Origin of the sequence: Arthrobacter subterraneus, assembly GCF_900099735.1 — a bacterium.
Taxonomy (GTDB): domain Bacteria; phylum Actinomycetota; class Actinomycetes; order Actinomycetales; family Micrococcaceae; genus Arthrobacter_D; species Arthrobacter_D subterraneus.
Genome location: NZ_FNDT01000002.1, coordinates 99,248 through 125,403, shown reverse-complemented (window position 1 = coordinate 125,403; position 26,156 = coordinate 99,248). Strand labels below are relative to the sequence as shown.

Genomic DNA, 26,156 nt, shown 5'->3' with positions numbered 1-26,156 from the left:
GCCGCAGGGGCCGGCGCAGTAGGCTGGATCGCATGAAAGCCATCCGTGAAGCCCGTCGCGACGACGTGCCCATCATTCTGCAGCTGATTCACGACCTCGCGGTCTATGAGAAGGAACCCGACGCAGTCCGCAACACGCCCGAAGGGCTTGAGGAGGCATTGTTCGGTTCAAATCCCCGTATCTTTGCGCACGTGGCGGAGGACGACGGCGGCGTTCAGGGTTTTGCGCTCTGGTTCCTGAACTACTCCACCTGGGAAGGCGTCCACGGGATCTACCTTGAGGATCTGTACGTGCGCCCCGAAGCGCGCGGCGCCGGTTACGGCAAAGCCCTGCTGCAGACGCTTGCCGGCATCGCCGCGGAGCGCGGGTACGCCCGGGTCGAGTGGTCGGTCCTGAATTGGAATGAACCGTCGATCCAGTTCTACCGCAGCCTCGGGGCCCGGCCGCAGGAGGAGTGGACCACCTTCAGGCTGTCCGGAGCGCCGCTGGCCGGGTTCGCGGGAACCGGGGCGTGAGACCGGCGGCGCATCGGCCCGGACCGATGCGCGTGATGCGCGGCCTGCGGACGGTGCCGCACCGGTTCACGGTGCCTCTGGATCACCGTGATCCGGCTGGGGCGCACCTTTCGATCTTCGCCCGCGAGTACAGTTCCACGGACCATGATGAGCAGGATGCAGCCCGGCTTCCGTGGCTGCTGTTTCTTCAGGGCGGACCGGGCGTGCGCGGTAGCCGCGTCACCCAGCTCTCAGGCTGGATGAAGGCCGCCGCGCGGAGCTTCCGCATTCTGATGCTCGATCAACGCGGGACGGGACTCTCGGGTCCGGCGGACCTGGTAACCCTGCCCGGGCGGGGTGGCCCGGCTGACCAGGCGGCCTACCTCCGCCATTTCCGGGCGGACTCCATTGTTGCCGATGCTGAGCTGGTCCGTTCCGCACTGGGATCGGAGCCCTGGACCGTCTTCGGGCAGAGCTTCGGCGGGTTCTGTACGCTCTCCTACCTCTCCTTCGCACCCGAGGGGGTCAAGCGCGCCCTCATCACCGGCGGGCTGCCGCCCCTCGAGGGTCCGCCGGAGCGGGTCTACCGTGCCACCTACCCGCGCGTCGCGGAACGCAATGCCGAGTACTTCGCCCGTTACCCGGAGGACCGGGCCAGGGTCACAGGCATCATGCGGCACCTTGATCGGGTGGAGGAGTACCTGCCGAGCGGTGAACGCCTCACAGCGCAGCGGTTCCAGATGGCCGGATCATTCCTCGGCGGCAACACACGGATTGACGCCCTCCACTATCTGCTGGAGGACGCCTTCAGCGAAACATCAGGCAGTCCCCGCCTCTCGCCCGCCTTCCTCGATCAGCTCCAGGGCGTGGTCAGCCGCCGCTCGAATCCGCTCTATGCGCTCCTGCACGAGTCCATCTACTGCCAGGGCGGGGCGTCCGACTGGGCCGCCTGGCGGGTGCTGGAGGAGTTTCCTGAATTCGCGCCCGGCGCTGACGAGCCGCTGCTGACCGGTGAAATGGTCTACCCCTGGTATTTCGACGAGGATCCCGCGCTGGTGCCGCTGAAGGAGACCGCCCACCTCCTTGCAGCAGCGGACGACTGGGGGCCGCTCTATGACAGGAACCGCCTGGCCGCCAGCACGGTGCCTGCAGCCGCCGCGGTCTACAGCGACGACATCTACGTCGACAGGGACCTCTCCCTGGAGACTGCGGCACTGGTTCGGGGCCTGCAGGTCTGGGAAACCTCGGAGTTCCACCATGACGGCATCCATGACGACGGCGAGGCAATCTTCACGCGCCTCCTCGCCATGACCCCCTGACCTTCCCTTAACGCCGGAAGGCGCCGGTCCCTGCAGGGGCCGGCGCCTTCCGCGCTGACGGTCGGGTCAGGTTCAGTGCTCGGGTCCGCCGGTCCGTGCGCTTTCGGCGTCCGCCGCGAGTTCGGCGTCGATCTTTGCCTGCTTGCCGGCGGGGCTCAGCAGGCTGGCGATCACAGCAACAACGATGGTTGCGACGATGAAGCCGAGCGACGCGAAGGTCGGGATCACGGGCGCCCACTCGATGTGCTGGCCGCCGTTGATGAACGGCAGCTCATTCTCGTGCATTGCATGCAGGATCAGCTTCACGCCGATGAAGGCCAGGATGATTGACAGAGCGTGCTTCAGGAAGATCAGGCGGGTCATCAGGCCACCCAGGAGGAAGTAGAGCTGGCGCAGGCCCATCAGAGCGAACAGGTTGGCCGTGAACACAATGAAGGGGCTCTGGGTCAGTCCGAAGATCGCCGGAATTGAATCCACGGCGAACAACAAGTCAGTCAGTCCGATCGTGATGAACACGATGATCATCGGAGTGAAGACCTTCTTGCCGTCCACCACGGTGCGGATCTTGTTGCCGTCGTAGTGCTCGGACATCGGCAGCACGTTACGCAGCCTGCCGATGAGCTTGTTCTCTTTCTCCTCTTCCTCTTCACCGGAATCCTTGGCCTGGTGGTACGCGGTCCACAGCAGGAAGGCGCCGAAGATGTAGAAGATCCAGGAGAAGTTGCTGATCAGGGCAGCGCCGAGCAGGATGAAAATTCCGCGCAGGATCAGGGCGATGATGATGCCCACCATCAGCACTTCCTGCTGGTACTTCCTGGGCACGGAGAACCTGGCCATGATGATGATGAAGACGAACAGGTTGTCGATGCTCAGGCTGTATTCGGTGACCCAGCCGGCGACGAACTGGCCGCCGAATTCCGGACCTGTGACGGCGAACATGATGCCCGCGAAAACGAGCGCCAGCGCAACGTAGAAGGAGACCCACAAGCCGGCTTCCTTCATGCTGGGCTCGTGCGGGCGCTTCACGACGAGGAGGAGGTCGAACAGGAGCACGAGGCCCAGAACGACGAAGGTGCCTATCTGAAAGGCAGCGGGCAGTTCAAGCACAGGGGACCCTTTCGAAGGTACAACGGGATTCGCAAGTCTCTCCGACGCAACCGGAAGGTGCGACCGCTACGCCCGGCCGGCCGTCGTCGGCCCGCGTGTTGACGTTCGTAGCGCTGAAGGATACTCCCCTACGTTCGCACCATCGTACCCGCGGCGGGATGGTCAGGGGAAATGAGCCGCCGGTCAGGACGGGCGCCGGGCAAGCGCGGCGACGTGCGCGATGATCGCCGGTTCGGTCCAGTAGTCGCTGTGGCTGCGGACGATTCCGTCAGCACGGGGATCCGGCAGGTGCCGGTTTTCGGCCTGGGCGATGGGAAACCCGACCGGGTCGGTATCCCTCCAGAAATTGGTCCAGCTTCGCGACCCCGCCGCGGCGGCGGCCAGCAGCTCCGGTGAGAAGGTAGCAGGAAAAAACCGTGCGTACACCGAACTGATCGGTGATCCGGAGGTGACCAGGTGCGGACGCGGGGCGCCGGTCCCAGCGTCTGCGGCAAGCCAGGCGCACAACACGGATCCCTGGCTGTGCGCCACCAGGGCCACTTCCCCGCGGCCATGGCGGTCCACCAGTTCGGTGATTCCCGCAAGAGCTGCATCCCGGTAGGACGATCCGGCCAGCGGGTGGTCACTCACGGGCCAGAAGCCCGCGACGTCAGCGATCTTCCCGAGCACCTCGCGCAGGGCCCGCAACTGGCCGAGCAGTACCACCAGCACCACCACCCCGCCCGTGATCTGCAGCACCAGGATCGCCAGGGCGAGCCACGGACCGCCGAGCCTGCCCTCACCGAGGACAACCGCCGTCGCCATCGCCGCCAGCGCAAGGCTGACGGCCAGCGGGAGGATGCGGGGCAACAGGCGCGGCGCGTCCGCGCAGGCCTGATGCCACCAGCGGCCGCGCGCTGCCTTGCCGCTGCCAAGCGGCGGCAGCCCCGGGCCTGCGCGGGATGCCAGCACGACGGCGGTGGCCACGAGAGCGGCGGCCGCGGCGATGAGGGCAAGAAAGGGAAAGAGATCGAGCCGGCTGTCCCCGGGATCGGCCGGGTTGTCATAGGGAAGGAGGATCCCGGAGTGCGGTTGCGGCGCGCGCACCCACCCGAAAAGACCGGTGACGTAACCCAGCAGATTGTCCAGGACCATGCGGACCAGCGCCGTGACCGCATGCATCAGGGGAACGGCGACGGCGAGCAGGACACCTGCTGCGGCGAGCGGCGCACGGCGGCCCTCGCACGCGGCCGGATTGCCGGGACCGGCGCTGCCGGAACCGGCGCCACTGGAACCGGCGCTGTTGGACCCGGCGCTGCAGACCGACAGGATGAGCGCCGCAGCGAACGCAATGCCAGTGCTCAGCGCTATCCACAGGGCCATGGCATCCAGTCGGGCCGCACCTTCGGGCATCGGAGTGGACGGCCATCCGTCATTGAGGAGCTGGGCGGGCGGTGCGAGGCTGAGAAGTGCACCGGCGCACACGACGAGCACCCCGTGGACCAGTGGCCGCAGGTACGGGCGGTGCTGGCCCGACTGGGGTTTGACCACCGTGCGGTAACGATGCACCAGCCAGGCCGTGAGCAGGGCCGCTGCAGCCAGCGGAACAGCCCGCAGGACGCCCGGCTGGAGGTCCAGGTAGCGCAGGACAGTTTCGCCCAGGACGATCAGCCAGGCAAGCTGCGAGAGGGTCAGGACGGCTGCAACGCATCCGACGACGGCCCGGAGGGCAGCCGTCCGGGCCCAACCGGCTCCCACGGGCTCCATGCGCCCGGCGACGTTGGCCAGGGTGAAAGGAAAAGCGAGGTACCAGAGGAACCCTGTCTTCAGGCGGCGGGACCGGGACCAGTTCACTATCCGCAACCGGTGATCCGGCAGCGGCGGCGGCGCGGCAACCTGCACCCAGTCGTTCAGCCGTTTCTCAACCGGCAGCCCGAGGCTCGTGTAGTACTCGTGGTCTCCGATGCCGTGAACCCGGATCTCGGTGAACGACCTGCTGCGGGCAGCACCCTGCTCGCCCATGGATCAGGCGTGCCCGGCGGACTGCATCTGCCGAAGCTCCTTTTTCAGGTCGCTCACCTCGTCGCGAAGGCGTGCAGCGAGCTCGAACTGGAGCTCCTCTGCCGCAGCATGCATCTGCTCCGTCAGCTGGCTGATCAGGTCTGTGAGGTCCTCAGCAGGAACCGCGGCGAGTCCGTCCCGCCGCACCACGGAGACCTTGCCCTTACCCTTGCCCCTGGAAGCCTTCGCTGTTTTTTCGAGGAGCGCGCGCGTGTCTGCGTCCTCCTTGGCCAGGGTGTCGGTGATGTCCGCGATGCGCTTGCGCAGCGGCTGCGGATCCACGCCGTTCTTCTTGTTGAAGGCGATCTGGATGTCCCGGCGGCGGTTGGTCTCCTCGATGGCCTTCGCCATGGAATCGGTGATCCGGTCCGCGTACATGTGCACCTGGCCCGACACGTTTCGGGCGGCACGGCCGATGGTCTGGATCAGTGAGGTTGAACTGCGGAGGAACCCTTCCTTGTCTGCATCCAGGATGCTGACCAGGGAAACCTCGGGCAGGTCGAGGCCTTCCCTCAGCAGGTTGATCCCCACCAGGACATCGAAGGTTCCCATCCGGAGTTCGCGAAGGAGCTCCACGCGGCGCAGGGTATCGACGTCGGAGTGGAGGTATTCGACCTTGACGCCGTGCTCCAGCAGGTACCCCGTGAGGTCTTCCGCCATGCGCTTGGTCAAGGTGGTGACGAGGACCCGCTCGTTCCGCTCGACGCGCGTCTGGATTTCTCCCAGCAGGTCATCAATCTGCCCCTTGCTGGGCTTGATGATGACCTCCGGATCCACCAGGCCGGTGGGCCGGATGATCTGCTGGACATAGCCATCGGACTTGCTGAGCTCGTATTTGCCCGGGGTGGCCGAGAGGTAGACCGTCTGGCCGATGCGCTCCAGGAACTCATCCCACTTCAGCGGCCGGTTGTCCATGGCGGAGGGCAGCCGGAAGCCGTGATCCACGAGGGTGCGCTTGCGCGACATGTCCCCCTCGTACATGGCGCCGATCTGCGGGATGGTCACATGCGACTCGTCAACCACCAGCAGGAAATCGTCGGGGAAATAATCGATCAGGCAGTGCGGTGCGCTGCCCCTGGTCCGACCGTCGATATGCCTTGAGTAGTTCTCGATGCCGTTACAAAAACCCATCTGCTGCATCATTTCGAGGTCATAGGTGGTGCGCATCCGCAGCCGCTGGGCTTCAACCAGCTTGTTCTGCGATTCGAGCTCCTCCAGCCGTTCCCGCAGCTCATCCTCGATCCGGGTGATCGCACGGCTCATGCGTTCAGGGCCAGCCACGTAGTGCGAAGCCGGGAACACGTACATTTCCGTTTCCTCGCGCACCACCTCCCCGGTGAGCGGATGAAGCGTGTAGATCCGCTCAACCTCGTCACCGAAGAATTCGATGCGCAACGCGAGCTCCTCATACATGGGAATGATCTCCACGGTGTCTCCGCGCACGCGGAACGTTCCGCGGTGGAAGTCCATGTCATTGCGGACGTACTGCATGGCAACGAACTGCCGGAGCAGGTCATCGCGGTTCATCTCCTGGCCCTGCCGGAGGGTCACCATGGCGGCGACATACTCTTCCGGGGTTCCGAGGCCGTAGATGCAGGAAACCGTTGCGACCACGATGACGTCGCGCCGCGTTAGGAGTGCGTTGGTGGCCGAGTGCCGGAGCCGTTCCACTTCCTCGTTGATGGAGGAGTCCTTCTCGATGAAGGTATCGGTCTGCGGCACGTACGCTTCGGGCTGGTAGTAGTCGTAGTAGGAGACGAAGTATTCCACCGCGTTGTTGGGCAGCAGTTCCCGGAACTCGTTGGCGAGCTGTGCTGCGAGGGTCTTGTTCTGCACCATCACCAGCGTGGGCCGCTGTACCTGCTCGATGAGCCACGCCGTGGTTGCGCTCTTGCCGGTACCGGTGGCGCCGAGCAGCACCACGTCCTTTTCACCGGCGTTGATCCGCCCGGCGAGTTCCTTGATGGCAGTAGGCTGGTCACCGGCCGGCTGATACTCGCTGATCACCTCAAAAGGCGCGACAACACGGTTGATCTCCTGCGCAAGACTCATAGTCTTACGTTACCGCCACACCCGGACAGCCACAGTCCGCGAGCGGTCCTCTTTGCTGGAGGCTGAAAGTCTCCTACGGTGCAGGTGGGTGCTGCGGCGACCAGCCGGCGTCGTTCCTCCAGGTGCTCAGCCGGGGGGCCGCGAACGAGGTGAACCAATCCTCCTTGCAGGCCGCGTAGCCGGCCGTGGTGGTCTCCTCCTGGTGCAGGTCCGCGCAACGCTTTTTCTCCGCCGCATACGCCGCGGCGATCTCCGGATTCGCCCGCAGCCAGTCACGGAATGCCAGCGCAAATTCCCAGCCCGGCGAGCCCGCCGCACGGACGTGCAGGTTTACCGGACGCCCGGGATCGGCGTTGCAGTGCAGCCGTTTCTGCCACTGTTCCGCGTCCGGTGTTTCCGTGGTCGGTGTGTCCTGCCAGTTCCCGGGAAGCCGTGGGAACCCCGCCGCAGTCAGCTGATCGACGAGATCGTCGGCGTCCCTGAGTGAGCTGACCGTCAGCTGGAGGTCCAGCACATCCTTGGCGGGCAGTCCGGGCACGGCGGTGGAGCCGATATGGTCGACGCCGAGCACCCGGGGATCGATTTTCGCCAGCCGCCGGGCCAGGAGGTCAGCCTGCCGCGGCCAGTCCGCGTTCCGGCCGAGGACGGGCCCGCCGCGGCGTTCCGCTGCCTGCCGCCGGCCGATATTGCGCGCGAAAGGAAGCAGGCGCGCAGCCCACAGATCCGCCACTGCCGCGACCAGATCCCCGGGCTGTCCGGCATTGTCCAGCACGACGTCGGCTCCTGCGTTCCGCGTGGCCGGATCTGCCTGCGCACCGATGCGGTCCTGCGCCTCCTGCTCGGTCATCCCTCGGCGTTCCACCATACGGCGCACCCGCAGGGTGGTGGGAGCATCAATGACAACGACAAGATGGAAACTGTCTTCCTGGCCGGTCTCCACGAGGAGCGGAATATCATGCACGACGACGGCGTCAGGAGACGCTGCGCGGGCGGCCGCCTCCGCTTTCGCTGCCTCCCGCCGGACCCGGGGGTGGATGATTGCGTTGAGGGCAGCGCGCAGATCCCGGTCCGCGAAGATCCGGTCACCGAGCGCCGGCCGGTCCAGCGATCCGTCGGGGAGAAGCACCCCGTTCCCGAAAGCGGCGACAACCTCCTCCAGGCCGTCGGTGCCCGGTTCCACCACCGCCCGGGCGAGCCGGTCGGCATCGATCACCACGGCTCCGAGCTCCTGCAGCGTCGATGCCGCCAGCGACTTGCCCGCCGCGATCCCGCCCGTCAATCCAACCCTCAACATGAGTGCAAGGCTACCGGTGCGGGCCTCGGCTGCCATCCGGCTTGCCTACACTGGGTAGGTGACTGGGACGGCCGCTGCGGCAACGCGCTACACGACGATCGCCGGTCAGCATCGCCATGAACTGGAGATCCGGCGTTCACGCTTCATTACGGTGCTGCAGCGGGTGGAGACCGAAGACGAGGTCCGCGACCTCCTCGGGAAGCTCCGCCGCGAGTTCTCCGATGCCAGGCACCACTGCAGCGCATTTGTCCTCGGTCCCCGCCGCGAGATCCAGCGTGCCAACGACGACGGCGAGCCCTCCGGGACCGCCGGGCAACCGATGCTGGAGGCTCTCACCAGGCGCGAGTCTTCGCCCGGCCGCGCCGACCTGAGTGATATCGCTGCCATCGTTGTGCGTTACTTCGGCGGGACGCTGCTGGGCGCCGGCGGGTTGGTGCGGGCATACTCGGACTCAGTTTCCCAGGCGCTGGACAGCGCACCGGTGATCATCCGGGAACGACGCCGGGTGCTGGAGATTTTGGCGCCGCCCGCGACGGCCGGCCGCCTTGAGAATGAACTCCGTGCTCTGGGTACTCCGGTCCTGGCAGTGAAGTACGAAACGGAGCACGTAAGGCTCACGGTGGCGGTCGATGATCAGCCCGCCGTCGTGGAGGCCTTCTCCGGCCGGATTGCCGGACTGACATCGGGAACCCTGACTGCGCTGCCCATCGGACGCGAGTGGGTGGACCGTGCCTGAGTTCAACCTTGACGCGCTGCGCCGATGGCCCGATGTCGAGGCGGACAACCTGTACGCCGTCGACGCCACGGACCGGCTGCTCCTGGACACGGCGTCCGCCGCGCTCCAGACCTCCTCCGCCGGCCAGGTGGCAGTCGTGGGTGACACGCACGGCGCGCTCACGCTCGGAGCGCTGCACGCGGGCGCCGAGGGCGTGCGGGTCCATCAGGATTCGCTGACCGGTGAGCGGGCGCTCGCTGCGAACGCCCGCACGAACGGGTTCGACGGGCGGTTCACCTCCTCCGGTCTTGGTGCCGATCTGTTCAGCGGTGTCCGGCTGGTGCTGTTGCAGCTTCCCCGGTCACTTGAGGCACTGGAGGAGATCGCCTGGCACATTGCTGCGGAGGCCGACCCCGGCGTCACCGTCCTGGCCGGCGGGAGGGTCAAGCACATGGCGCCTGCGATGACAACGGTCCTGAACCGGTATTTCGACACGGTGACGGCAGGTCTGGCCCGGCAGAAGTCACGGGTGCTCACCGCTTCGGGCTCCCTTTCGCCGGGTCCCTGCCCGTTCCCCCTCGAAGCGGAGTACGACGTCCGCCTCCCCCTTCCGCTGCGGCTGCGCGCCTACGGCGCAACTTTCGGGGGCGCGAAGCTGGATCCCGGCACCCGGTTCCTGCTGCCGCACCTTCGCGACGCCCGTCCTGCGGGCCAGGCCGTGGACCTCGGCTGCGGGAACGGCTCCATCGCCGCGTACCTGGCGCTGACCCGTCCGGGCATCACAGTGACGGCCACCGATACCTCGGCGGCGGCGGTGACGGCGACGAGGGCGACCGCCGAAGCCAACGGTGTCGGCGGCCGGGTCGCCGTCGTACGCGACGACGGGCTGTCGGCCCGGCCGGATCATGGAGACCGGTTCATTGTCCTGAATCCGCCGTTCCACTCCGGGCACACAGTCCATGCCGGGATCGCGCTGAAACTCTTCGCCGAGGCAGGAAGGGTGCTCTCACCGGGCGGGGAGCTGTGGACCGTCTGGAACAGCCACCTCCAGTACCGCGGTGCGCTGGAGCGGCTCGTCGGTCCCACCCGGCAGGTCGCGCGCAACCCCCGATTTACGGTGACGGTGTCCGCGCGCACCGGCTGACGTCCGGATTACGGCCGTGCCCTCCCATTCCGGCCACTCAGCACCACCGGTTAACGCGGGAAGCCCCCGCCCACTTCACGTGGGCAGGGGCTTCCTGAGGGAATACGACCTTAGTTGCCGGTCAGCTTCTCACGCAGTGCGGCGAGAGCCTCATCCGAGGCGAGGGTACCGGACCCTGCCTGGTTGACCTCAGGAGCCGGCTCCGAAGAGTAGCTGGTGGTGCCGGAGTCAGCAGGCTCATTGGCGGCAGCGGCGTCGTCGGACGCGTGCTGGACAACCTGCTTCTTGTGGGACTCCCAGCGGGACTGGGCCTCAGCGTACTGGGCTTCCCAGGCGGCGCGCTGCGTCTCGTAGCCCTCAAGCCACTCGTTGGACTCCGGATCGAAGCCCTCGGGGTACTTGTAGTTGCCCTCTTCGTCGTACTCAGCGGCCATGCCGTAGAGAGCCGGATCGAATTCGGTGCTGTCGGCGTCGACGCCCTCGTTGGCCTGCTTGAGGGACAGCGAGATCCGGCGGCGCTCGAGGTCGATGTCGATGACCTTCACGAACAGCTCGTCGCCAACGGAGACAACCTGCTCGGCCAGCTCGACGTGGCGCACAGCGAGCTCGGAGATGTGAACGAGACCCTCGATGCCGTCCTCGACCCGGACGAACGCACCGAACGGAACAAGCTTGGTGACCTTACCGGGGACAACCTGGCCCAGCGCGTGGGTGCGGGCGAAGGTCTGCCACGGATCTTCCTGGGTGGCCTTGAGCGACAGGGACACGCGCTCGCGGTCCAGGTCAACCTCGAGAACCTCGACGGTGACTTCCTGACCAACCTCGACAACCTCGGACGGGTGGTCGATGTGCTTCCAGGAGAGCTCGGAAACGTGAACCAGGCCGTCTACGCCGCCAAGGTCGACGAATGCGCCGAAGTTGACGATCGAGGACACAACGCCCGGACGGACCTGGCCCTTCTCCAGCTTGTTGAGGAAGGTGGAGCGGACCTCGGACTGCGTCTGCTCCAGCCAGGCGCGGCGGGACAGCACAACGTTGTTGCGGTTCTTGTCCAGCTCGATGATCTTGGCTTCGATCTGCTGGCCGATGTACGGAGCGAGGTCGCGGACACGACGCATCTCCACGAGGGAAGCGGGGAGGAAGCCGCGCAGGCCGATGTCGAGGATGAGGCCACCCTTGACAACTTCGATGACCGTACCGGTGACAACGCCGTCTTCTTCCTTGACCTTCTCGATGTCGCCCCAGGCGCGCTCGTACTGAGCGCGCTTCTTGGAGAGGATCAGGCGGCCTTCCTTGTCTTCCTTGGTGAGGACAAGCGCTTCAACCTCGTCACCAACGGAGACCACGTCCCCCGGATCGACATCGTGCTTGATGGAAAGCTCGCGGGAAGGGATGACACCTTCGGTCTTGTAACCGATGTCGAGCAGAACTTCGTCGCGGTCAACCTTGACTACCGTTCCTTCAACGAGATCTCCGTCGTTGAAGTACTTGATGGTGGCGTCAATGGCTGCGAGGAAGTCCTCAGCGGTGCCGATGTCGTTGATAGCGACCTGCGGGGCACCTGGCTTCTCGGTGGTGGTGATGGTCATGTAGTTGGGGCTCCGTTGTGGATTATGGATTGATCCGGATTGCTGGACCGCACGGGAAGGCACACACTTTATGCACCACCATGAGGAACTGCCCGGATGCGGACAAATGGAAATTCAGATATTGGATAACGCACGGCAAGGCCCACTGTGCGCGGGACATGCCTACCTAGTCTAGCGTTCCGCCGCAATGCGGGTCAAAGCGCGCTGGGCGCGCCGGACGCACTGCTCAGAAGTGGGTGATGCAATACGGTGCCCGCGCCGCCGTGAAGAGCTGGGCGGCGCGCTCCACCCCGCCCGGAGAACACTCCGTCAACCGGCCGGCGGCGGCGAGGATGCGCGCGTCGACTCCCCCGAGGTACATCGAACCGAGGGCGGATACATCCATCGCAATGTCCGGATCAGCGCCGTCGTCAAGCGTACGCACCGAACCGGCGCCGTTGGCAGCAGTGAGCTCGAAGGTACCCGCAGCATGGCCGAGCGGGTCCGTGACGGAGAGGGTCAGGACGCCGTCGTGCTGGTAGGAGCGGCCGCCCAGAGCGGCTACCGGGTCAAGGATGCGCAGCCACAGGACGTCCTCGTCCGACGTCAGCACCCGGCAGCGCCGGTCGGTCAGCGCCCAGGGCAGCGGGTCCTCGACGGGGGCCATGCCGAAGGTGACGCGCTCAATCAGGTCGAGGGAGCCGAGGTAGCGCCACAGCTCCAGGTAGGCGGCCTCCGAGGCAGCCACCAGGTCCTTCACCCGCATTGTGTACGGCGTCTTCTCCCAGCCCGCGAACGAGTAGGACACAAAGCCGTCCGGTGTGCCGTCGTCGTCGTAATGGACTGCCGTGCGCAGCGCCTTGTCAGGTTGCGGGCGCTCCTCGCCCCACAGGCCGGCGGAGCGCCGGGCGTAGGCGTACTGGCGCCCGACCGATCCGGGTGAGCGGGCATGGAATGCGGCGAAGACCTCCTGCGTCAGTCCGACGGCGGCGTCCGCTTCCACAACCTCCATGCGCCCGTAGGGCGGAGCGGTGACGGCGAACCGTTCCCTGACATCCACCTCGATGGACGTGGTGTGGGTGGCTGTGCCGAAACCGAAGCGCCCATAGATGGTCGCCTCCGATGCCGTCAGGGCGGCAATAGCGTGGCCGCGGTCGGCTGCCGCCTGGAGATCCGCCGTGATCATCCGGCGGAGCAGCCCCCGCCGCCGGTGCGTGGGCCGGACCGTGACGGCGGTGATCAGGTGGGCGTCGAGGAACCTTCCGCCGCCGACGTTCAGCGAGTTCACCATGGTGCCGTAGGTTGCCACGGGGATGCGCGGGTTCCAGGCGTGCGGGCCGGGATGGTCGTCGTACGCGCCCCACAGGATCCTGCCGTCCGCCGCATAGGCCTCCGCGAGTCTGGGCAGATCCTCCGCCTCCAGCCGCCCCTCGTGGAAGCCGAAGCTCACGCCCTCGAACCAGGCCGCAAGCGGGCTGTCCGCGGAGGTGTCGGTGTCCGGACCGACGGAGAAGGTCTCAATGCGAATGGGCGGTGCTGCGGTCTCGGCCTGGGTGTGCATGCTCACGAGAACCCAGCCTAGCCCTCCGGGAACCGGTGGGCCATGCACCCGCGGCGGCTGCTAGTGCGCTGCCTCATGCCAGCTGGTACCGGTGCCGACGGAGACATCGAGCGGAACAGAGAGGTCCGCCGCACCCGCCATTTCGGTGCGCACGATCCGCTCAACCTCCTCGCGTTCTCCGGGAGCGACTTCCAGCACGAGTTCATCATGCACCTGCAGCAGCATTCTCGAGACCAGGCCGCGGGAGCGCAGCTGGTCATCGACACCGAGCATTGCCTTCTTGATGATGTCCGCCGCCGAACCCTGGATCGGGGCGTTCAGCGCTGCCCGCTCCGCCATTTCCCGCAGCTGGCGGTTGTCGCTGGACAGATCCGGCAGGTACCGGCGCCTGCCCTCGATGGTTGATGTGAAGCCGTCCTTGCGTGCCTGCTCCACGATCCCCCGCAGGTAATCCCGGACGGCGCCGAACCTGTCGAAGTAGTCGCCCATCAGGGTCCTGGCTTCATCGACGCTGATCGCAAGCTGCTTCGAGAGCCCGAAGGAGCTCAGCCCGTACACCAGCCCATAGGACATGGCCTTGACCTTCGAGCGCATGGCGGTGGTGACGTCCTCGGGTGCCACATGGAAGATGGAGGAGCCGACGAAGCGATGGAGGTCCTCTCCCTCCCTGAAGGCCTGGATCAGCCCCTCGTCGCCGGACAGGTGGGCCATGATCCGCATTTCGATCTGCGAGTAGTCTGCGGTCATCAGGCACTCGTAGCCGGGACCGACCACAAATGCCTCCCGGATCCGGCGCCCTTCGTCAGAGCGGATCGGAATGTTCTGGAGATTGGGGTTCATCGATGACAGGCGTCCGGTTGCCGCGATGGTCTGGACATAGGTGGTGTGGATCCGGCCGTCGTCGGCCACTGATTTCCGGAGCCCTTCCACCGTCTGACGGAGCTTGGAGGCGTCACGGTGCGCCAGCAGCTGCTCCAGGAACGGGTGTCCGGTCTTCACGATGAGATCCGTGAGCGCATCCGCGTCGGTGGAGTAACCGGTTTTGATTTTCTTGGTCTTGGGGAGGGCGAGCTCGTCAAACAGCACAGCCTGGAGCTGCTTGGGCGAGCCGAGGTTGATCTCCTTGCCGATGATCCTGAATGCCTCGGCGCTGGTGTTTGCCATGGTCGCCGAGAAATCGTCATAGAGACGGTCGAGTCCGTCGACGGCGACGCTGATCCCGGTCAGTTCCATGCGCGCGAGCACCTCGGAAAGCGGGAGCTCCAGCCCGGCGAGCAGCTGGTTGGCGCCGCGCTCCACCAGCTGTCCCGCGAAGTGCCTGCTGAGCTCCAGTGCGGCGAAGGCGGCGGCAACGGCGGGAGTTGCGACGTCCTCCTCCTCCAGCGCCAGTGCCTGCTGGCCGCCCGCTGCTGCCGTGGACGTGGCGAGCGTGAGCTTCAGGTGGACCTGGCTGAGGTCAGCGAGCTCGTAGCTGCGCCGGTCGGGCTGGATGAGGTAGCCGGAGATGGCGGTGTCATCCACCTCGCCCGCAAGGGTGAAACCGCGGGCGGAGAGCAGCTTGTAGGCCGCCTTGAAATCGTGCACCACCTTGGGTGCGTGGAGGTCCTGCAGCCAGTCCCCCACGACGCGCTCGGCGTCGGCATCCAGTTCCTCGAACGGAACGTAGATCGCCGCGGTGTCGGTGACCAGCGCTACGCCGACGGCTTCCTCTCCCCCGCTCGTGGCGCGGGTGACAACCTGGACGGCGGCGGTGGCCTGGTTAGTTCCGTTGAACCAGCCTTTCAATTCGGCGGCATCGGTGAGGACCTGATGCTCAGGGGGTGCCATCTCCTGCCCCGGGACGTCCGGCTCCTCCTCGCCGAACAGATCGAAGAGCCGCTTCCGCAGCACGTTGAACTGCAGGGCATCAAAAAGGTCTTCGACGGTGTCACGGTCGGGGCGCTGCGCCGCCATGGCCTCAAGATTGACAGGGAGTTCCAGGTCGGTCAGGAGCCGGTTCAGGCGCCGGTTGCGCTTGACGTTCTCGATGTTCTCGCGGAGGGCACCGCCGACCTTGCCGCCGATGGAGTCTAGATTCTCCAGGATGCCGTCCAGCCCCCCGTATTTCAGGATCCACTTGGCCGCCGTTTTCGGGCCGACGCCCGGCACGCCGGGCAGGTTGTCGGCGGTCTCTCCCACGAGGGCGGCCAGGTCCGAGTAGAGGTGCGGCGGAACAAAGTACTTCTCCTCCACCGCTTTGGCGTCCATCTGCGGGATGTTGGTTACGCCCTGTTTGGGGTACAGAACCGTGACACGGTCATTGACCAGCTGGAAAACATCACGGTCACCGCTGACCACCTGGACATCCCAGCCCCGGTTTGCGGCGTCGACGGCCAGCGTGGCCAGGACGTCATCGGCTTCAAACCCTTCCATGGACAGTGTCGGGATGCGCATGGCCTCAAGCACCTTGATGATCAGGTCGATCTGGCCATGGAACTCCTCCGGCGTGCGGGAGCGCCCACCCTTGTATTCGGAGTACTCGGTATCCCTGAAGGTGGGGGTGTCCAGGTCGAAGGCCACCGCGACGTGCGTGGGCTTCTGGTCCCGCAGCAGGTTGATCAGCATGGCAGTGAACCCGTACACCGCGTTGGTGTGCTGGCCGGTATCCGTGGAGAAGTTCTCGGCCGGGAGTGCGTAGAACGCACGGAACGCCATGGAGTGTCCGTCAACAACCAGCAGGCGGGAACGTTCCAGCGTGTCCAGCGGGGCAGGTGCGGCGGCGGTCTCAGCCGCGGCCCCGGCGCTGCCCTGAGCGCTGGTTGGATCGTCAATCTGCACGGTTTGGTTTGTTTGGCTCACAGGTGCCAGCCTAGTTCCCATGGATGACAAATTCACTCCGGCCCCAGGGGCCGACGACGGCCACCCCTTCCTCGCGGAACTGACCGAGGCGGGCGTACCGGCGGAGATGCATGAGTGGCTTCGCGGCCACGGCATCGGCCGGCTCGCCGCCAAGATGGGGATCGTCTTCCGGGAGATGGGCGCGGAGCGGATGGTGGCCACCATGCCCGTCGACGGAAATCAGCAGGTGGCGGGAATCCTCCACGGCGGCGCGCACCTGGTGCTCGCCGAGACACTCGGCTCCTTCGCTGCCGGAATCCATGCCGGCCCGGGAAGGCATGCGGTCGGGATCGAGATCGGCGCCACCCACCACCGGTCGGCCTCGTCCGGCCTCGTGACGGGGACCGCCACGGCAATCCACCTCGGCCGCACGCTTGCCACCCACGAGGTGGTCATGACCGATGAGGAGGGCCGGCGGCTTTCCACTGCCCGCATCACCAACCTCATCCGGGACTCGCGCTAGTCAACTGGGGAAGCGGAGTCAGGCGTGCGCTGCGGAGGCAGCGGTTCCGATTCCCAGCACGCCGAGGATCCCGCCGGAGGAGATCTCCAGGTTTCGTGTGACGCGGGGCCGGTTCAACCAGGCGTTGGCTTTGGCCGCAACAAGGCACAGTCCGGCCAGGTAGATGAGCACGATGGTCCCCAGCGTTGCCCCGAGGAGCATGGTCACCCCGAAGACTGATCCGTCCCGCGGCAGGAATTGCGGAACCACCGCGAGGAAGAACAGGCCGACCTTCGGATTCAGCATGGTCGACAGAAGCCCCGAGACCCCTGAATTCCAGGGCCGCGCCCCGACCAGCGCAGCGCTATCGGGCACGGACGCCCCAGCCGACCGGTCTCCGCGGATCGCCTTGAACCCCAGGTACACCAGGTAGATCCCGCCGAGAATCTTGAGCCCGCGGTAGGCAACCGCCGACTGTTCTATGAGGGCGGCGAGGCCAACGGCGACAAGCACGGCCCAGACCAGGTAACCCACCGCTGACCCGAACGACGCCGCCACACCCGAGGAAACCTTCCGCAGACTGAACCGGAGAATAAGGAAACTGTCCGGTCCCGGTGTCACCGCGAGCACTACGCATAACCCGCAGAACGCGAGGTAGGAGGAGATCGACATGTCTCCATTAGACGGCATCAGGCGCACCTCGCCCCAAAAATGTCGCCGCTACGGCGAACGGGGCCGGCTGGTGCCCGAAGTGGGACTCGAACCCACACACCTTTCGATACTGCATTTTGAGTGCAGCGCGTCTGCCAATTCCGCCATTCGGGCCGGGCGGCGCACCGACGTGAGTTCCATGACTCATGAACGTGCGGGTGCGCGAATCTACTCTACATGCCGATAGGCTGTTGCAGTGCACCGGCGCAGGCTGCCCCCGGGCAGCGCCATCGCGCAGGCACAGCACAAAAATCAATGAACGCATACCAAGGAGCCTCAGTGTCCCAGAACCGCGACTCAGCGAACTCGAGCCCGGCACGGCGCGTTATCGTCGCTGAGGATGAAACCCTCATTCGCCTCGACATTGTGGAGATCCTGCGCGGAGAGGGCTACGACGTCGTCGCCGAGGCAGACAACGGCGAGAAAGCCGTTGAGCTGGCCCATGAACACAAGCCGGACCTCGTGCTCATGGATGTGAAGATGCCCGTCATGGACGGCATCTCGGCCGCCGAACAGATCGTTAAGGCACGCATCGCTCCTGTGGTCCTCCTGACCGCTTTCAGCCAGAAGGAACTCGTGGAGCGTGCCCGGGATGCCGGCGCCATGGCGTACGTTGTCAAGCCGTTCACCCCCGCGGATCTGGTTCCCGCGATCGAAATCGCCCTCTCCCGCCATGAGGAAATCAAGGCGCTGGAAAACGAAGTCACGGACCTCCAGGAACAGTTCGCCACCCGCAAGCTGGTTGAGCGTGCCAAGAGCCTGCTCACCACCAAGATGGGCCTCACCGAGCCGGAAGCTTTCCGCTGGATCCAGAAAACCTCCATGGACCGGCGCCTCAGCATGCGCGAGGTCGCGGAAACCATCATCAACCAGGTCAACTGACCCACCGCAGACGACGACGGCGGCAGTCTCCCGCCGTCGTCGGCTTAGCTGCCGGCGGATGAAAATCCAGGCAAAAAAACTGAAGGACCCCGCCGTGGCGGGGTCCTTCAGTTTCGGCAGTACCTGACTGGCGGTGCCTGACTACTTGTGCTTGTTCTTGACCGGCCAGGGACCGACCTTCTCCTTGCTGGGCGTGTAGCCCTGGGGAAGCTGGCCCGCATCGGCGATGTCGCCGACCTTGTGAACCTTGATCGAGTTGGTGGACCCTGCCTGGCCTGGAGGGGATCCGGCGGCGATGACCACGAGGTCGTTCAGCTCCACCAGCTTCTGCTCGAACAGCACGCGGTCCACCTGTGCCGTCATCTGGTCAGTGTGCTCGGCGTACTCAACCAGCAGCGGCTGGACACCCCAGATCAGGGACATCTGGTTGAGCGTCGACTGCACCGGGGTGAAGGCGAAGACCGGCTTCGTCGGGCGCAGTCGCGACAGGCGACGCGCGGAATCCCCGGACTGGGTAAAGGTACAGATGTACTTCGCGTCCAGTTGGTCGGCGATTTCCACGGCAGCGCGCGTGATGGCACCGCCGCGCGTCTTCGGCTTGCTTCCCAGCGGCGGCACGCGGTCGAGCCCGTGCTTTTCCGTGGACTCGATGATGTCCGCCATGGTGCGCACGGTCTCGATGGGGTACTTGCCCACGCTGGTCTCCCCGGAAAGCATGACCGCGTCGGCGCCGTCGAGAACGGCGTTGGCGCAGTCGGAGGCTTCCGCGCGGGTGGGACGGGGGTTGTCGATCATCGATTCAAGCACCTGGGTGGCGACGATGACCGGCTTGGCCCACCGGCGTGCGAGCTCGATGGCGCGCTTCTGCACAATGGGGACGTCCTGCAGCGGCAGTTCAACGCCGAGATCGCCACGCGCCACCATGATGGCGTCGAAGGCATCGATGATTTCCTCAATCGCATCGACCGCCTGGGGCTTCTCGATCTTCGCGATGACCGGTACGCGCCGGCCTTCCTCGTCCATGATCTCGTGCACCCGGTCGACGTCGGCGGCGTTCCGGACGAACGACAACGCCACCATGTCCACGCCGCGCTGGATCGCCCAGCGCAGGTCTTCCTCATCCTTGTCGCTGAGTGCGGGAACGTTGACGGCAACGCCGGGCAGGTTGATGCCCTTGTTGTTGGAAACCGCGCCGCCCACGGTTACCTCGGCCGTGACCGTGGTGTCATCGACCGCCACGGCGCGCATGGCCACCTTGCCGTCGTCGATCAGGAGGGTGTCGCCGACGTTGACGTCCTGCGGCAGTCCCTTGTGGGTGGTGGAGCAGATCTCCGACGTTCCCTCGACTTCCTCGGTGGTGATGGTGAATGTGTCACCGGGAAGCAGTACGTGCGGTCCGTCAACGAACCGGCCCAGGCGGATCTTCGGGCCCTGGAGGTCCGCGAAGATGCCGACGGGACGGCCAAGCTCCTCGGCCGCCTTCCGGACGAATTCGTAGGTCTGGTTGTGCACGGAGTGGTCACCGTGGCTCATGTTCATGCGGGCGACGTCCACCCCGGCCTCAAGTACTGCGAGGGTGTTTTCATAGCTCGCGATTGCCGGGCCGAAAGTGGCCACTATCTTTGCGCGTCTCATAAAACCTTGCCTGTCGTGTCGTGTAGTGGATTGCTGTGCGCTCCGGCGTCCCTGGGGAATTACAGGACGTTGAGAGCGCGGTCTGTCGGTGCCACCGGCGCAGGCAGTTTGGTGTGGCCCATAAGCCACTGGTCAACCGCTGCAGCACATGCCCGGCCCTCCGCGATCGCCCATACGATGAGGGACTGGCCGCGTCCTGCGTCGCCTGCCACGAAGATGCCCGGCGTGTTGGTCATGTAATATCCGTCACGCTCAACGTTACCGCGCCCGTCAAAGGCTGCGTCGAGCTGTTCGGCGATGCCCGCCGGTTCCGGCCCGGTGAAGCCGAGTGACAGCAGCACCAGGTCTGCGGGAATGTCCCGCTCCGTGCCGGCCTTGGGCAGCCGCTTCCCGTTGACGAACTCGGTCTCGGCGACCCGGACAGCTGTCAGCTTTCCGTCCTCGCCGACAAATTCCACCGTTGACGCAAGGTAGGTGCGTTCGCCGCCCTCTTCATGCGCACTGGCAACCTCGAACAGCGTCGGGAAGGTGGGCCACGGCTGGTTCGAAGCCCGCTCGAGCGGAGGCTGCTGCCCGATCGCCAGGGTGGTGACCGAGGCTGCCTTGTGCCGGTGCGCGGTTCCGATGCAGTCGGCGCCGGTGTCGCCGCCGCCCAGGATGACCACGTGCTTGCCCTCGGCGTGGATCTGGTCCTCGACCTCCTCGCCCGCGACAACCCTGTTGGCCTCAACGAGGTACTCCATGGCGAAGTGCACGCCGTCGAGCTCGCGGCCGGGAATGGGCAGGTCGCGCGGCACGGTTGCTCCCGTGGCGATGACCACGGAGTCGTACCGGCGGCGTAGCTGGTCCCAGCTGATGTCCCGGCCCACTTCCACTCCGGCACGGAAGCGGGTGCCCTCGGCCTTCATCTGGTCCAGGCGGCGGTCGAGCTGGATCTTCTCCATCTTGAAATCAGGGATTCCGTAGCGCAGCAGACCGCCGATGCGGTCGTCCCGCTCGTAGACGGCAACGGTATGCCCCGCCCGGGTCAGCTGCTGGGCGGCCGCGAGGCCTGCCGGACCGGAACCGACCACGGCGATGGTCTTGCCCGTGAGCCGCTCCGGCGGGTGCGGATGGACCCAGTCGTTGTCGAAGGCCTCGTCGATGATCGAGACCTCGACCTGCTTGATCGTCACCGGCGGCTGGTTGATTCCGAGCACGCAGGACGCCTCGCAGGGTGCGGGGCACAACCGGCCGGTGAATTCCGGGAAGTTGTTCGTGGCGTGGAGCCGGTCGATTGCCTCGCGGCCCTTGTCACGCCAGGTGAGGTCATTCCATTCCGGAATGAGGTTGCCGAGCGGGCATCCCTGGTGGCAGAACGGAATGCCGCAGTCCATGCAGCGCCCCGCCTGGCTCTTCAGGACGCCCTTCTCCTGCGCCTCGTAGACTTCCTTCCAGTCCATGATCCGGACCGGGACGGGCCTGCGCGGCTGCGTCTGCCGCTCGCGCACCTTCATGAATCCGCGTGGATCAGCCACCGGTAACCTCCAAAATCCTGGTCCAGACCTCTTCGCCGTCGGGGTCGAGGCCCTCTTCGATGGCGGCGGCCCGGGTATCGAGAACGCGTGCGTAGTCCCGCGGCAGCACTTTTGTCAGGCGCGGCACGGTGGACTCGAAATCTTCGAGCAGTTTGGCCGCGAGGGGCGACTCTGTTTCCTCCTGGTGCCTCAGGAGGAGCTGGCGGACAATATCGATGTCTTCCGCGTCGAGTTCCTCCAGTTTCAGCTCACCGCTGCTCAGTGCCTGGACATTCACGCGGGTCTCATCGAGATCGAGCACGTACGCGGTACCGCCGGACATGCCGGCGCCGAAGTTGCGGCCGGTGCGGCCGAGGATGAGCGTCTGGCCACCGGTCATGTACTCGCACCCGTGGTCGCCGATACCTTCAACCACGGCCGTGGCCCCGGAGTTGCGTACGAGGAACCGCTCCCCTACCTGGCCGCGCAGGAAGATCTCGCCGCTGGTTGCGCCGTAGCCGATCACGTTGCCGGCGATCACGTTGCGGTCCGCGGCGAAGACGTTTGCCCGGTCCGGGCGCACAATGATCCGTCCGCCGGAGAGGCCCTTGCCCACATAGTCGTTGGAGTCTCCCAGCAGCCGCAGGGTGATTCCCGCCGGGAGGAACGCCCCGAGCGACTGGCCGGCGTGACCGGTCAGTGTGACGTCGATGGTGTCCGTCGCCAAAGTCTCGATGCCGAACCTGCGGGTGACTTCGTGGCCCAGCATGGTGCCGACCGAGCGGTCGGTGTTCACGACGTCGAGGGTGATGCGGACCGGCGCGCGGTGGTTGAGCGCGTCGCTGCTCATGTCGATCAGTTTGTTGTCGAAGTGCTGATCCAGCTCGTGGTTCTGGGCGAACATGTTCCGCAGCGGAGCATCCTCGCCGAACTCGTTGCCGCGCAGGATCGGATCCAGGTCAAGGCCGTCAGCCTTCCAGTGGTCGACGGCGCGCTTGACGTCCAGCACCTCGCTGTGGCCGATCGCTTCATTCAGGGACCGGAAGCCGAGTTCCGCCAGCAGTTCGCGGACCTCCTCCGCGATGAACTCGAAGAAGTTCACCACGAACTCCGGCTTGCCGGTGAAGCGGCTGCGCAGCTCAGGGTTCTGGGTTGCGACACCGACGGGGCAGGTGTCCAGGTGACAGACACGCATCATGATGCAGCCGGACACCACGAGGGGCGCGGTGGCAAAACCGAACTCCTCACCACCGAGCAGCGCGGCAATCACCACGTCGCGTCCGGTCTTGAGCTGGCCGTCCACCTGGACCACCACGCGGTCGCGCAGGCCGTTGAGCATGAGGGTCTGCTGCGTTTCAGCGACACCCAGCTCCCACGGCACACCGGCGTGCTTGAGCGAGTTGAGCGGGCTGGCGCCGGTTCCGCCGTCGTGGCCGGAAATCAGGACGACGTCGGCCTTCGCCTTGGTGACGCCGGCCGCCACCGTGCCGATCCCCACTTCGGAGACCAGCTTCACGTGGACACGCGCCGAGGTATTGGCACGCTTCAGGTCGTAGATGAGCTGGGCCAGATCCTCGATCGAGTAGATGTCGTGGTGCGGCGGCGGGGAAATCAGGGCTACGCCGGGGGTGGAGTGCCGGGTGCGGGCCACCCACGGGTAGACCTTCTGGCTCATCAGCTGGCCGCCCTCGCCGGGCTTGGCACCCTGGGCCATCTTGATCTGGATGTCGTCAGCGTTGGTCAGGTACAGGCTGGTGACCCCGAACCGGCCGGAGGCGACCTGCTTGATGGCCGAACGCCGCTCGGGATCAAGCAACCGGTCCACGTCCTCGCCGCCTTCGCCCGTGTTCGACTTGGCGCCGAGACGGTTCATGGCAATGGCGAGGGTCTCATGCGCTTCCTGCGAGATCGAGCCGTAGCTCATGGCCCCGGTGGAGAAGCGCTTGACGATGCTGGAGACCGATTCGACTTCCTCGAGCGGCACCGGCTGGCGGAGCCCGTCCCTGAACCCGAGCAGGCCACGCAGGGTCATGAGCTCGCGGGACTGGTCATCGACGCCCTTGGTGTACGCCTTGAAGATGTCGTAGCGGCGCTCGCGCGTGGCGTGCTGCAGGCGGAAGACCGTCTCAGGGTTGAACAGGTGCGGCGGTCCCTCGCGGCGCCACTGGTACTCGCCGCCGTTGTCGAGGGTGCGGTACGGGTCCTCGATGCCGTCCTGCGGGTAGGCGTACTCGTGGCGGGCGGCTGCCTCAGCGGCAACCACGTCGAGACCGACGCCGCCAAGCTGGGTCTGCGTGCCGTGGAAGTATTCATCCACCAGGTCCTGTGCGAGACCGAGGGCTTCGAAGGTCTGGGCGCCGCAGTAAGAGCTGACCGTGGAGATGCCCATCTTGGACATGATCTTGAGGACGCCCTTGCCGAGTCCCTTGATCAGGTTGGCTACTGCCTGTTCCGCAGAGACTCCGGAGATGTCCCCGTTGCGGACCAGTTCCTCACAACTCTCCATGGCGAGGTATGGGTTGATGGCCGAAGCGCCGTAACCGATCAGCACGGCGACGTGGTGGACTTCGCGGACGTCGCCGGCCTCCACCACCAGGGACGTCTTGGTGCGGGTTGCGCTCTTGAGCAGATGGTGGTGTACGGCGCTCGTGAGCAGCAGCGATGGAATCGGCGCCCACTGCGCGTTCGAGTCGCGGTCGGAGAGCACCACATACTGGATGCCGCGGTTGATGGCGCTCGAGACCTGCTCGCAGATCTCCGCGAGCCGCGCCCGCAGGGAGGCTTCGCCGCCGTCGACGCGGTAGAGGCCGCGCACACGGACGGTGAGGCGGTCGCCGTCGTCGGACTCCAGGTTGGCGATCTTCGCAAGCTCATCATTGTTGATCACCGGGAAGGTGAGGGCAATCTGCTTGGAATGCACCTGGCTGGAGGACAGCAGGTTGCCGTCGGGACCGATGGTCACGCCCATCGAGGTGACCAGTTCTTCGCGGATGGCATCCAGCGGAGGGTTGGTGACCTGTGCGAAGGACTGCACGAAGTAGTCGAACAGGAGCCGCGGCCGCTTTGAGAGAACAGCGATCGGGGTGTCCGAACCCATGGCGCCGAGCGGCTCCGCGCCGGCCCTGGCCATGGGGCCGAGCAGGATACGCAGTTCTTCCTGGGTGTAGCCGAAGGTGCGCTGCCTGCGGTTGATGGACGCCTTGGTGTGCACTACGTGCTCGCGCTCGGGGAGGTCCTTGAGGTCAATCAGGTTTTCCTTGACCCACTCGCCCCAGGGGTTCGCGGCCGCAATTTCGGCCTTGACTTCCTGGTCTTCGATGATGCGCCCGTCCTCGGTGTCAACGAGGAACATCTTGCCGGGCGACACTCGCCCCTTGCGCACGATCTTGGAGGGCTCGACGTCGATGACGCCCACCTCGGAGGCAAGGACAACGAGTCCGTCTTCCATGACCCAGTACCGGGCAGGGCGCAGGCCGTTGCGGTCCAGGACCGCTCCGACGAGGCGTCCGTCGGTGAAGGACACGGCAGCCGGGCCGTCCCAGGGCTCCATCAGCATTGAGTGGTACTGATAGAAGGCCCGCCGGGCGGGGTCCATGGAGGTGTGGTTTTCCCAGGCCTCCGGAATCATCATCATGATCGCGTGGGTGATCGGGCGCCCGGCCAGCATCAGCAGTTCCGCAACCTCATCGAACGAGGCGGAGTCCGAGGCTCCCGGCGTACAGATGGGGAACAATTCCTCCGGCGAATCGCCTAGCAGGGGGTTGGCAAGCTGCGACTGCCGTGCCCGCATCCAGTTGCGGTTGCCCTTGACCGTGTTGATCTCGCCGTTGTGCGCAATGGTGCGGAAGGGCTGCGCCAGAGGCCACGAGGGGAACGTATTGGTGGAGAAACGCGAGTGGACAATTCCGAGCTTGGTCTTGAACCGCGGATCGGAGAGGTCAGGGTAGAAAGGCTCCAGCTGCGCCGTGGTCAGCATGCCCTTGTAGACCATGGTCCGGGAGGACAACGAGGGGAAGTAGACCCCGTACTTGTTCTGGGCGCGCTTGCGCAACCGGAACGCCTTGGCGTCGAGGTCCCGGGTGGCACCGTCCACGGGCGCGATGAAGAGCTGCACGAAGTGCGGCATGCACGCCCGTGCCATCGAACCGACCAGATCGGCCGTCACGGGAACCTCTCGCCAGCCCAGGACAGCCAGGCCCTCGGACTCGGCAAGGGTCTCGATCCCTGCGCGGGCCGTTGCCTCTTCGCCCGCCTCGGCGGGCAGGAACGCAGTTCCGACGGCGTAGCTCCCCGGCGCCGGGAGGTCGAAGTCGACGACGGCACGGAAGAACTCGTCCGGGACCTGCGTGAGGAGCCCCGCGCCGTCGCCGGTGCCCTCATCAGCGCCGACGGCGCCCCGGTGTTCGAGATTGCGCAGCGCAGTGAGGGCCGCGTCGACGATGTCGTGCCCTGGTTCACCGCGGAGTGTGGCAATGACAGCCAGTCCGCAGGCGTCCTTCTCGTTTTCCGGGCTGTACAGGCCGGATGCCTCCGGGTACGAGGCAAAGCGCGTGAACGGTGATTCCGCGCGGGTCTCTGCCGACAGGATGCCGGTAGTGGGTGCAGTCATAGATAGAGTCCTTCCCCCATGATGGAGCGTCGGGAGGGGACGGCTTCGGCCCCGAGGCGCGCTTGTCCCCATCGAGGGAGGCGCTTCATTTCCTAGTGCACATTGTAGAGCCGGCACCCTCCACGCCTGCATGGCTTGCGGACATGGCGTGCGGGCGGTGCGGCCTGGTCAATCCCGGTACTGCGCGAGGCCTGTGAGCCAGCTTGATGA

Annotated in this window: 17 protein-coding genes and 1 tRNA gene; 6 read left to right on the top strand and 12 right to left on the bottom strand. The window is 65.8% G+C overall.

The window, feature by feature from the left end; genetic code table 11:
* The first annotated feature begins 32 nt into the window (after positions 1-32).
* The gene (locus tag BLS52_RS03820; protein ID WP_090584586.1) at positions 33-515 is read left to right on the top strand and encodes a GNAT family N-acetyltransferase; all 483 of its coding nucleotides are present in this window, start codon (positions 33-35) and stop codon (positions 513-515) included.
* Between the two features lie 26 nt (positions 516-541).
* Positions 542-1,813 (top strand): alpha/beta fold hydrolase, encoded by a 1,272-nt coding sequence (locus tag BLS52_RS03815; protein ID WP_090584585.1) that lies wholly within the window; start codon positions 542-544, stop codon positions 1,811-1,813.
* A 72-nt stretch (positions 1,814-1,885) separates the two neighbouring features.
* On the opposite strand, the gene BLS52_RS03810 is transcribed toward BLS52_RS03815, so the two are convergent.
* The 4 genes from BLS52_RS03810 to coaE form a co-directional block, all read right to left on the bottom strand.
* Positions 1,886-2,920 carry a TerC family protein gene (locus tag BLS52_RS03810; protein ID WP_090584584.1) on the bottom strand — a complete coding sequence of 345 codons (1,035 nt, stop codon included), beginning with the start codon at positions 2,918-2,920 and terminating at the stop codon, positions 1,886-1,888.
* A gap of 183 nt (positions 2,921-3,103) precedes the next feature.
* Positions 3,104-4,921, bottom strand: a complete 1,818-nt coding sequence (locus BLS52_RS03805) for an alpha/beta hydrolase family protein (RefSeq protein ID WP_090584583.1) — start codon at positions 4,919-4,921, stop codon at positions 3,104-3,106.
* 3 nt (positions 4,922-4,924) lie between these two features.
* Positions 4,925-7,012 carry an excinuclease ABC subunit UvrB gene (gene uvrB / locus BLS52_RS03800; protein WP_026543657.1) on the bottom strand — a complete coding sequence of 696 codons (2,088 nt, stop codon included), beginning with the start codon at positions 7,010-7,012 and terminating at the stop codon, positions 4,925-4,927.
* Positions 7,013-7,085: 73 nt separating this feature from the next.
* The gene (gene coaE, locus BLS52_RS03795) at positions 7,086-8,306 is read right to left on the bottom strand and encodes a dephospho-CoA kinase (protein ID WP_090584834.1); all 1,221 of its coding nucleotides are present in this window, start codon (positions 8,304-8,306) and stop codon (positions 7,086-7,088) included.
* Positions 8,307-8,364: 58 nt separating this feature from the next.
* Here coaE and BLS52_RS03790 point away from each other — a divergent pair, with 58 nt between their 5' ends.
* Positions 8,365-9,042: an IMPACT family protein gene (locus BLS52_RS03790; protein ID WP_090584582.1), complete on the top strand. Its 678-nt coding sequence runs from the start codon at positions 8,365-8,367 to the stop codon at positions 9,040-9,042.
* On the top strand, positions 9,035-10,165 hold the full coding sequence (locus tag BLS52_RS03785; protein WP_090584581.1) for a class I SAM-dependent methyltransferase: 1,131 nt from the start codon (positions 9,035-9,037) through the stop codon (positions 10,163-10,165). The genes BLS52_RS03790 and BLS52_RS03785 overlap by 8 nt, the downstream gene beginning before the upstream one ends.
* A gap of 110 nt (positions 10,166-10,275) precedes the next feature.
* Here BLS52_RS03785 and rpsA read toward each other — a convergent pair whose 3' ends face one another.
* From rpsA to polA, 3 genes are all read right to left on the bottom strand, one after another.
* Positions 10,276-11,754: a 30S ribosomal protein S1 gene (gene rpsA / locus BLS52_RS03780; RefSeq protein ID WP_026543661.1), complete on the bottom strand. Its 1,479-nt coding sequence runs from the start codon at positions 11,752-11,754 to the stop codon at positions 10,276-10,278.
* Positions 11,755-11,980: 226 nt separating this feature from the next.
* Positions 11,981-13,294 (bottom strand): GNAT family N-acetyltransferase, encoded by a 1,314-nt coding sequence (locus BLS52_RS03775; protein ID WP_090584580.1) that lies wholly within the window; start codon positions 13,292-13,294, stop codon positions 11,981-11,983.
* A gap of 60 nt (positions 13,295-13,354) precedes the next feature.
* On the bottom strand, positions 13,355-15,988 hold the full coding sequence (gene polA, locus BLS52_RS03770; RefSeq protein ID WP_245702694.1) for a DNA polymerase I: 2,634 nt from the start codon (positions 15,986-15,988) through the stop codon (positions 13,355-13,357).
* A 163-nt stretch (positions 15,989-16,151) separates the two neighbouring features.
* Between polA and BLS52_RS03765 the strand changes: the two genes are divergently transcribed.
* Positions 16,152-16,634 carry a hotdog fold thioesterase gene (locus BLS52_RS03765; RefSeq protein WP_026543664.1) on the top strand — a complete coding sequence of 161 codons (483 nt, stop codon included), beginning with the start codon at positions 16,152-16,154 and terminating at the stop codon, positions 16,632-16,634.
* Between the two features lie 18 nt (positions 16,635-16,652).
* Here BLS52_RS03765 and BLS52_RS03760 read toward each other — a convergent pair whose 3' ends face one another.
* Both BLS52_RS03760 and BLS52_RS03755 read right to left on the bottom strand, forming a co-directional pair.
* Complete coding sequence (locus BLS52_RS03760) at positions 16,653-17,285, bottom strand: LysE family translocator (protein ID WP_090584578.1); 633 nt, start codon at positions 17,283-17,285, stop codon at positions 16,653-16,655.
* Positions 17,286-17,353: 68 nt separating this feature from the next.
* Positions 17,354-17,438: transfer RNA gene (locus tag BLS52_RS03755), tRNA-Leu, on the bottom strand.
* A 141-nt stretch (positions 17,439-17,579) separates the two neighbouring features.
* On the opposite strand from BLS52_RS03755, the gene BLS52_RS03750 reads away from it, so the two are divergent.
* Positions 17,580-18,206, top strand: a complete 627-nt coding sequence (locus tag BLS52_RS03750; RefSeq protein WP_051470325.1) for an ANTAR domain-containing response regulator — start codon at positions 17,580-17,582, stop codon at positions 18,204-18,206.
* 141 nt (positions 18,207-18,347) lie between these two features.
* Here BLS52_RS03750 and pyk read toward each other — a convergent pair whose 3' ends face one another.
* From pyk to gltB, 3 genes are read right to left on the bottom strand one after another with little or no spacing between them, the layout of a single operon-like run.
* Positions 18,348-19,841 (bottom strand): pyruvate kinase, encoded by a 1,494-nt coding sequence (pyk, locus tag BLS52_RS03745; RefSeq protein ID WP_026543667.1) that lies wholly within the window; start codon positions 19,839-19,841, stop codon positions 18,348-18,350.
* Positions 19,842-19,900: 59 nt separating this feature from the next.
* Positions 19,901-21,358 carry a glutamate synthase subunit beta gene (locus BLS52_RS03740; RefSeq protein ID WP_090584577.1) on the bottom strand — a complete coding sequence of 486 codons (1,458 nt, stop codon included), beginning with the start codon at positions 21,356-21,358 and terminating at the stop codon, positions 19,901-19,903.
* Positions 21,351-25,946, bottom strand: coding sequence for a glutamate synthase large subunit (gene gltB, locus BLS52_RS03735; RefSeq protein ID WP_090584576.1), 4,596 nt, complete (start codon positions 25,944-25,946; stop codon positions 21,351-21,353). Before gltB ends, BLS52_RS03740 begins: the two co-directional genes overlap by 8 nt.
* Between the last annotated feature and the right edge of the window lie 210 nt (positions 25,947-26,156).